Here is a 7,740-nt window from a genome sequence, read left to right as displayed (position 1 = left end):
TGGGGGGCGAAGTATCTCAAGGAGACCCATTACCTGCGTCAGTACATGGCTCAGCTCCGTAAGAAGCTGGAGCCGGATCCGGGCCGCCCGGTCCACCTGCTCACCGAGCCGGGCATGGGCTACCGCTTCCAGCCCTGAGAACCGCTCGCCCGCCGGCTCCGATGCCGTCCGGTCAGGGGTGGGCGACCTCGCGGACGACGTCGGCGTAGAGGCGGAAAAGCACGGCCGGTGAGCTGTCGTCGCCCCTCCGCAGGAGGTGTGACCAGCACCGGGCGAGCATGGCGCGGGCCTCGGCGCCCGGCCACGGCTCCGGCAGCAGCTCGGCGGGGAGCAGCGGGTCCGGTTCCATGGCCCGGGTGAACTCCGAGGCGAGTTCGATCGCGACGGTGAGCAACTCGGCCCGGGTGAGCTCGCCCGGACCTCGGAGCCGGTCCAGGCGGGGACGGGCAACGGAGACGAGCCTCCGGTGCCGCTCGGCGATCTCCTCCAGCGGCCAGAGCAGCGCGGCCAGCCGGCGCGGGTCCTCCTCGCCTCCCACGCGCAGGTTCGCGCTGGCGACGCAGGTGAGCCCCCCGGCGACGCCCAGTTCCCGGGCGCGCGCCTCGACGCGGTCCTCCCAGGCGTGGGCCGAGACGTACAGGCCGCCCTGGAGCTGTGCCCCGCCGAGCCCCAGGATCGTCTCGCGCAGCGCGTCGCGTGCCGCCCTCGCCGACTCGGGGACCGCGAAGGCGGCGAGGTGCCAGGTGCGGTCCCACGGGGCCAGGCCGCGGTCCTGGTGAAAGGCGTGGCGGACGAACTCGACGGCCGGGGTGAACGATCGCCAGGCGTCGGCGGTGACCCGGAGCAGGGCTTTCCGGCCCCGGCCCTCCAGGGTGAAGCGCCCCTCCTCGACGAGCCGCTTGACACAGAGACGGACCTGCTGGTCGCTCATCCCCAGGGTGTTCGCCACCGTGTAGAGCTCGGCGGCGTCGACCGTGGCGTCCTCGCGGACCATGCCGTGGACGAGCGTGCGGGTGGGGATCTCCACGGGTTCGGCGGTCACCGGCGGTGCGCCTCTCCGGCGGCCGGGCGGGACATCCTGGTCACCGCGCCGAACCCCAGGAGCCGGCGCAGAAAGGGCGTCCGCTCGGTGCCGGCGGCCACGAAGCCGCGCCGCTCGTACAGCGCGCGGGCGCGTGGGTTGGCGTCGACGACGTCGAGCCGGACCCGCTGGTAGCCGAGCTCGGCCGCGACGGCGACGACCTCCTCCAGCAGCAGGCCGCCGATGCCCCCGCCGCGGAGATCGGGGTCGACGGCGATGCCGTCCATCGTCAGCTCCCCGGCGGTCTCCTCCCGTTCGAGCAGGGCGAGCAGCGCGAGCCTGGGCAGGCCCCTGAGCCATCCGTAGGCGTCCAGGATTTCCCGGGAGGATCCGCCGGTGAAGGCCCGCCCGGCGTGCCGGTAGCCCGCCACCCCGACGAGCCGCCCGCCGGCGAGCGCCGTGACGGCCCTGGCGCGGTTCAGGTGGGCGGCGATGAACGCGATGCCCTTCTCCGGCGGTCCCAGCGCGGGGCCGAGCTTGCGGCCGAACGCCTCCCAGTAGAGCTCCGCGGCGCGGAACTCGGCGCCGGGCGGCATCTCCCGCCGGATCTCGACCATCTTGTCTCCGCTCATATCGTTCAAATATAATACTATCGTTCAAGAAACGATAGTTTACCTGGTGTTTACGTCTGGGGAGGATGATGATGGATCGCGTTTCCCGGCCGGAGCCCGCGCGGTGAGCCGGCGTCTGCGCGGGCTCGTGGCGGCGGGGGCCGCCCTGCTCCTGCTGGTGATCGCGGGAGCCGCCGCGGTGGTCTGGCGGAACACCTACGACCTCCGTGAGGAGCGGGTCTCGATCCCGTACGGCCCGCGGTCGCTGGACGGCGTGCTCGCCCTCCCGGCCACGGGGCGGGGGCCGTACGGGCTGGTCGTCTTCGTGCACGGCGACGGCCCGGTCGACGCGACCCACGACGGCTTCTACCGTCCGATCTGGGAGGCGTTCGCCCGCGCCGGCTACGCCTCCCTGTCGTGGAACAAACCCGGGGTCGCCGGTTCGAAGGGCGACTGGCTCGGCCAGAGCATGGAGGACCGGGCCCGTGAGGTCACCGCCGCCGTCACCTGGGCCAGGGCCCGTCCAGGCCTCGACGGGCGCCGGATCGGGCTCTGGGGAGCCAGCCAGGCCGGCTGGGTGATGCCGAAGGTCGCGGCCCGCACCCCGGACCTGCGATTCGTCATCGCGGTCTCACCGGCGATCAACTGGCTCCGCCAGGGCCGTTACAACCTGCTCGCCGAGCTCAGGGCAGAGGGCGCCTCACCCGCCACGGTCCAGGCGAGACTGGAGCGCAGCGAGACCACCCGCAGCCTGCTCCGGCGGGGGGCGACCTTCCAGGAGTACCGCGCCGCGGTGGGCGACAGCGGGGACATCACCGAGGCCCGGTGGGGGTTCGCCCTCAGGAACCACACCGAGGACGCCACGGAGGACCTGTCCCGGGTGCGGGTGCCCACCCTGCTTGTCCTGGCGGGTCACGACCTGAACGTCGACGTCGCCGACACCGAGGCGGTTTACCGGGCGAGCCCGGCGCCCCTGTGGGTCAGGCACTATCCCGGCGCCGACCACGCGCTGCTGCGCGAGGAGGTCGCCGGCTCGGAGATCAGGACCGTTCTCACCGCCCTGTTCGCGCCCCGGGACCTTTTCGCCGACGGCTTCCTCGCCGACCAGGCCGGGTTCCTCCGGCGGGAGATCGGCTGACCCGCCCGGAGCACAGGGAGGAGGGTACGCGCCCGGCGTCCGGTTGACAGCGGCCTCGACGGGCGGGAAAAAACAAAGTTGCATGGCGTGCAGGTCTAGGTATGGTCGAACAAGGAGGCACCATCCACTGTGATCCACCACAGGAGCGCCGATGACCCGTCCCGCAGCCGAGGTCTCCCACGCCGAGCAGCCCCCGTCGCCTGATCGAGCCAGGTTGCGGGTGCGGCTGCCCGATGAGCTGACGGTCCGGCAGTGCCCGTTCGACCCGCCGCGGGCACTGGCCGGAATGCATGAGAAGGCGCCGGTAAGCCAGGTGAGACTGGGCACCGGTGAAGAGATATGGCTGGTCACAGGCATGGATGAGGCCCGTGCCGTGCTGTCCGACCCCCGGTTCAGCGCCGACCGGTTCAACCGGCGCAACGCCCTGATCTCGGTGCCCGACGAGATGCGCGAGAAACTGCTCGACGCACGGGCCATGGCCGGGCAGTTGTTGTTCATGGACCCGCCGGAGCACAGCCGCCTGCGCAGGCTTCTCATCGGTCAGTTCACCCTGCGCCGGATGCGCGCCCTCATCCCGCGCATCACCGAGATCGTCGAAGCCCACCTGGACGCGATGGCGGAGGCGGGCACCTCGGCGGAGCTGGTCGGCGCGTTCGCCCTGCCCGTGCCGTCCATGGTGATCTGCGAACTGCTCGGCGTCCCGTATGAGGCCCGCACCGACTTCCAGCGCCGCACGGCGACCCTCATTCGCATGGACACGCCGCTGGAGGAGGTGATACGGGTCCGCGATGAGATGCGGCGGTTCATGCACGAACTGGTGGACGCCAAGCGCGCCCGGCCCGACGACGGACTGATCTCCGAGCTGATCCACGGCGACCACGCGGGGGAACTCACCGACGACGAGCTGGTCGGCATCGCCAACCTGCTGCTCGCCGCCGGACACGAGACCACGGCCAACATGATCGGCCTGGGCGTCTTCGCCCTGCTGGTCCACCCCGACCAGCTCGAACTGCTGCGCCGCGACCCAGAGGTGGCCGACCGGGCCGTCGAGGAACTGCTGCGTTACCTCTCGATCGTCCACCTGGGCCCGTTCCGCGTCGCCACCGAGGACGTGAGGATCGCCGGCGAGCCGATCCCGGAGGGAGGCACGGTGATGATCTCGACGCCGCAGATCAACCGGGACGCCGCCCACTGGGACGACCCCGCCACCCTCGACCTCGCGCGTGCGCGCAACCCGCATCTGGCCTTCGGGCACGGCGTTCACCAGTGCCTGGGACAGCAACTGGCCCGTGCGGAGATGACCGTCGCCCTGCCCGCCCTGCTGCGCCGCTTCCCGAACCTGCGGCTGGCCTGCCGTCCGGAGGAGGTATCGCCGCGCGACAACATGTTCATATACGGAGTGCACTCCCTGCCGGTCGCCTGGGACGTCCCCTGAGGGCGGCGACGATCTCCGGTGGCGGCTCCCCCGCAGGCCCGCCGCGCGGGGGAGCGCCGGAGGTGAGGAAGAGGGAGGGTCAGTCCGGTGCGGGGGCGGGCAGGATCCGGCGGGGGCGGCCCGGCGGGGTGGGACGAGGCCGCCACTCGCGGGGATAGCCCAGCGAGACCTCCTCGAAGCGCACCCCGTCGTGCCAGGTGGTCCGGGGGATGTGCAGGTGGCCGTAGACGACCGCGACCGCGTCGAAGCGCAGGTGCCAGTCGGCGGTCCGCTCGGTGCCGCACCAGATCGCGAACTCCGGATGGCGCAGGATCAGGGTCGGCTCGCGGACCAGCGGATAGTGGTTGACCAGCACGGTGGGAACGCCGGGAGGGCGGGCCGCCAGCCGCCGTTCGGTCTCGGCGATCCTGGCCAGGCACCAGGCGGTGCGGGAGGGATGGGGGTCGGGATGCAGGAACATCTCGTCGGTGCAGACCACCCCCTTGTCGTAGGCCAGGGCGAGCGCCTCCTCCTCGGTCGCGACCCCCGGCACGCGGAAGGTGTAGTCGTACAGCGTGAACAGCGGGGCGACGGTCACCGGCCCGCCCGGCCCCTCCCACACCGGATAGGGGTCCTCGGGGGTCACCACTCCCAGGGCGCGGCAGACCTCCACCAGGTGCCGGTAGCGCTCCTCGCCGCGCAACCGGACCGGATCGCTCGGATGGGTCCACAGCTCGTGGTTGCCCGGGGCCCACACCACCTTCGCGAAGCGCCCGGCCAGCAGGCCGAGCGCCCACTCGACGTCGGCGACCGCCTCGGAGACGTCCCCGGCCACCAGCAGCCAGTCGGATCCGGAGGCGGGCCGCAGCTCCTCGACGATCCGCCGGTTCTCCCGGTAGCCGACGTGCAGATCGCTGATGGCCAGCAGAGACGTCATCCGCGCACCGCCCGCGAGGCCCCGGGCCGTGTCCCGGGCGGCGCCCCGGACGGTGCTCCGCCGTCCGCCCGGGCCGTGGTGGCCCGGCGGGCGGCGGGTGCCGTCACAGAGATCGGTTCCAGTGGTTTCCCGCCGTCCAGCACCGCAGCCTCCGTCCCCACCCGATGTCAGGAAGATAACCGGGAACGTGCGCGATGACCAAGGGGGCGAACCCGCGGGCGCCGATGGGGTGTCAGAGCGGGCCGAGCTCGTCGCGCGCCGCGGCCACGGCGGCCTGGCCGAGGCTGATGCCGCCGTCGTTGGGCGGGACGTGACGGTGGGTCAGCACCCGGAAACCGTGGTGCCGGAGGACGCGGACCAGCCGGTCGAGCAGCAGCCGGTTCTGGAAGACCCCGCCGGACAGGGCGACGGTGCCGACGCCGCTGTCCGCGCGCAGCCGTACGCAGCCCGCCGCGGTCGCCGCGGCCAGGCCGTTGTGGAAGCGGGCGGAGACCACCGCCGGGTCGGTCCCGCACCGCAGGTCCTCGACGACGGCCCGGACGAGGTCACCGGCCTGGATCAGCAGCGGGTCACCACCGGAGAGCCGGACCGGATAGGCCGTCACCTCGGCGGGATCGGCCCGCTGTTCCAGCGCGACCGCGGCCTGCCCCTCGTGGCCGGCGGTGTCACGGAGGCCGATGATCGCCGCGACCGCGTCGAACAGCCGCCCGGCGCTGGAGGTGAGCGGGGAGTTCACGCCGGACCTGGCCACGGCCACCACGTCGTCCCAGTTCCGGCTGTTCCGTGAGCGCACCGGGAGGTCGTCGGGCGGCGTGCCGTCGTAGGCGGCGTCCAGGTGCGCGGCGGCCATCCGCCAGGGCTGCCTGACCGCGGCCGTGCCGCCCGGCAGGGGCACCGGCGCCAGACAGCCGGCGCGGGTGAAGCCGGTGAGGTCGGCCATCAGCAGCTCACCGCCCCACAGCGTGCCGTCGGTGCCGTAGCCGAGACCGTCGAAGGCCACCCCGATCACCGGTCCGGTCTCCCGGTTGTCGGCCAGGCAGGAGGCGATGTGCGCGTGGTGGTGCTGGACCTCGACCAGCTCCACCCCGCCGCCGTCGTACAGGTCGCGGGCGTACTTGGTGGACAGATACTCCGGGTGCGGGTCGTGGGCGACCAGTTCCGGGGTGATGCCGAACAGCCGCCGGAAGTGGTCGATCCCCGCGGCGAAGGAGCGCAGCGTCTCGTAGTCCTCCAGGTCGCCGATGTGCGGGGAGACGAAGGCGCGATCCTCGCGGGCCAGGCAGAAGGTGCTCTTCAGCTCGGCCCCGCAGGCGAGTACGGCCCGCCGTACCGGCCGGGCGAGCCGGAGCGGCTCGGGGGCGTACCCCCGCGACCTGCGCAGCGGGAGCTCGCGCCCCCTGGCCACGGCGACCACCGAGTCGTCGGCGCGGACGTGGATCGGGCGGTCGTGGGTCAGGAAGCCGTCCGCGACGCCCGCGAGCCGGGTGAGCGCCTCGCCGTCCCGGTAGGCGATGGGCTCGCCGGAGAGGTTGCCGCTGGTGAGCACGTACGGCCCGGCGAACTCCGCGGCGAGCAGGTGGTGCACGGGCGTGTACGGCAACAGCACACCGAGCCTGCGTTCGCCCGGCGCGACCGCCTCGGCCAGTGGGGCGCCCGGCAGGCGGGGGAGCAGCACGATCGGCGCCCGGGGGCCGGTGAGCAGCCGCTCGGCCTCCCGGTCCACCTCACACAGGGCCCGCGCGGCGTCGAGGTCGGCGACCATGACGGCGAACGGCCTGTCCTCGCGGTGCTTGCGCGAGCGCAGGGCCCGCACGGCCTCCTCGTCGCCGGCGCCGACCGCCAGGTGATAGCCCCCGAGACCCTTGACGGCCAGCACGCCGCCCGAGTCCAGCAGCCGGGCCGCCGCGGCGATCGGGTCGTCGTCGCGGGGGCGGCCCCGGCCGTCGAGTATCCGCAACGTCGGACCGCAGGCCGGGCAGCAGATCGGCTGGGCGTGGAAGCGGCGGTCGGCCGGGTCGTGGTACTCGGCCGCGCACCGCTCGCACATGGCGAAGGCGGCCATCGTGGTGGCCGGACGGTCGTACGGCAGGTCCCTGACGACGGTGAACCTCGGCCCGCAGCCGGTGCAGTTGACGAAGGGGTGCCGGTACCGGCGGTCGGCCGGGTCGAACAGCTCGGCCAGGCAGTCGGCGCAGGTCGCGACGTCGGGGGAGACCAGCGCGGCCCGCCCGCTCCCCTCCTTGACGCCGGTGACGCCGGTGACGTCCTCGGTGACGCTGTCGGCGATGTGGAACCCGATCTCCCCCCGCGCCGGTATCGCGGTCGAGGTGATCCGGTCGATCACCGCCAGTGGCGGCGCGTGCCCCCGCAGGTCCTTCTGGAAGCGCGCGACGTCCGCCGCCGCGCCCTCGGCCTCGATGAACACGCCCCGCCCGTCGTTGCCCACCCAGCCGGACAGCGCCAGCCGCCGGGCCAGGGAGTGGACGTGCGGGCGGAACCCCACCCCCTGCACGATCCCCTCGACCTGGATCCTGACGCGGGTCGGGGACTCGGCCGGTGTCCGTCCGCTGCTCATGCGGTCATCCTCCGGCCCCTTTACAGGCCGCCGGGGGCGGGCGC

The 7,740-nt window shown here is 73.2% G+C and carries 7 protein-coding genes; 3 read left to right on the top strand and 4 right to left on the bottom strand.

From position 1 onward, the window contains the following. Positions 1–138, top strand: a 138-nt coding sequence (locus tag ACWEF2_RS21325; RefSeq protein ID WP_453817666.1) for a winged helix-turn-helix domain-containing protein, incomplete at its 5' end; no start/stop codon positions are given. A gap of 34 nt (positions 139–172) precedes the next feature. Here ACWEF2_RS21325 and ACWEF2_RS21320 read toward each other — a convergent pair. Together ACWEF2_RS21320 and ACWEF2_RS21315 are read right to left on the bottom strand one after the other, a co-directional pair. Beyond that, the gene (locus ACWEF2_RS21320) at positions 173–1,042 is read right to left on the bottom strand and encodes a PaaX family transcriptional regulator C-terminal domain-containing protein (RefSeq protein WP_453817658.1); all 870 of its coding nucleotides are present in this window, start codon (positions 1,040–1,042) and stop codon (positions 173–175) included. Then, complete coding sequence (locus ACWEF2_RS21315; RefSeq protein ID WP_453817656.1) at positions 1,039–1,653, bottom strand: GNAT family N-acetyltransferase; 615 nt, start codon at positions 1,651–1,653, stop codon at positions 1,039–1,041. Before ACWEF2_RS21315 ends, ACWEF2_RS21320 begins: the two co-directional genes overlap by 4 nt. Before the next feature lie 103 nt (positions 1,654–1,756). Here ACWEF2_RS21315 and ACWEF2_RS21310 point away from each other — a divergent pair, with 103 nt between their 5' ends. Continuing rightward, entirely contained in the window at positions 1,757–2,770 is a 1,014-nt protein-coding gene (locus tag ACWEF2_RS21310; protein WP_453817655.1) for an alpha/beta hydrolase family protein, read from the top strand. Positions 2,771–2,921: 151 nt separating this feature from the next. Beyond that, positions 2,922–4,205 (top strand): cytochrome P450, encoded by a 1,284-nt coding sequence (locus ACWEF2_RS21305; RefSeq protein WP_453817654.1) that lies wholly within the window; start codon positions 2,922–2,924, stop codon positions 4,203–4,205. 79 nt (positions 4,206–4,284) lie between these two features. On the opposite strand, the gene ACWEF2_RS21300 is transcribed toward ACWEF2_RS21305, so the two are convergent. Both ACWEF2_RS21300 and hypF read right to left on the bottom strand, forming a co-directional pair. Then, positions 4,285–5,121: a metallophosphoesterase family protein gene (locus ACWEF2_RS21300; RefSeq protein WP_453817652.1), complete on the bottom strand. Its 837-nt coding sequence runs from the start codon at positions 5,119–5,121 to the stop codon at positions 4,285–4,287. Positions 5,122–5,353: 232 nt separating this feature from the next. Continuing rightward, complete coding sequence (gene hypF / locus ACWEF2_RS21295) at positions 5,354–7,696, bottom strand: carbamoyltransferase HypF (protein ID WP_453817650.1); 2,343 nt, start codon at positions 7,694–7,696, stop codon at positions 5,354–5,356. Between the last annotated feature and the right edge of the window lie 44 nt (positions 7,697–7,740).

This window comes from Streptosporangium sp. NPDC004631 (genome assembly GCF_053601935.1).
Note: the sequence above shows the minus strand (reverse complement) of the source record. Positions and strands in the feature narration are given on the sequence as shown.

Bases quoted from the DNA above. Each gene is read 5' to 3' on its own strand.
- hypF (WP_453817650.1), bottom strand. From the start codon at position 7,696: ATGAGCAGCGGACGGACACCGGCCGAGTCCCCGACCCGCGTCAGGATC.
- ACWEF2_RS21315 (WP_453817656.1), bottom strand. From the start codon at position 1,653: ATGAGCGGAGACAAGATGGTCGAGATCCGGCGGGAGATGCCGCCCGGC.
- ACWEF2_RS21300 (WP_453817652.1), bottom strand. From the start codon at position 5,121: ATGACGTCTCTGCTGGCCATCAGCGATCTGCACGTCGGCTACCGGGAG.
- ACWEF2_RS21305 (WP_453817654.1), top strand. From the start codon at position 2,922: ATGACCCGTCCCGCAGCCGAGGTCTCCCACGCCGAGCAGCCCCCGTCG.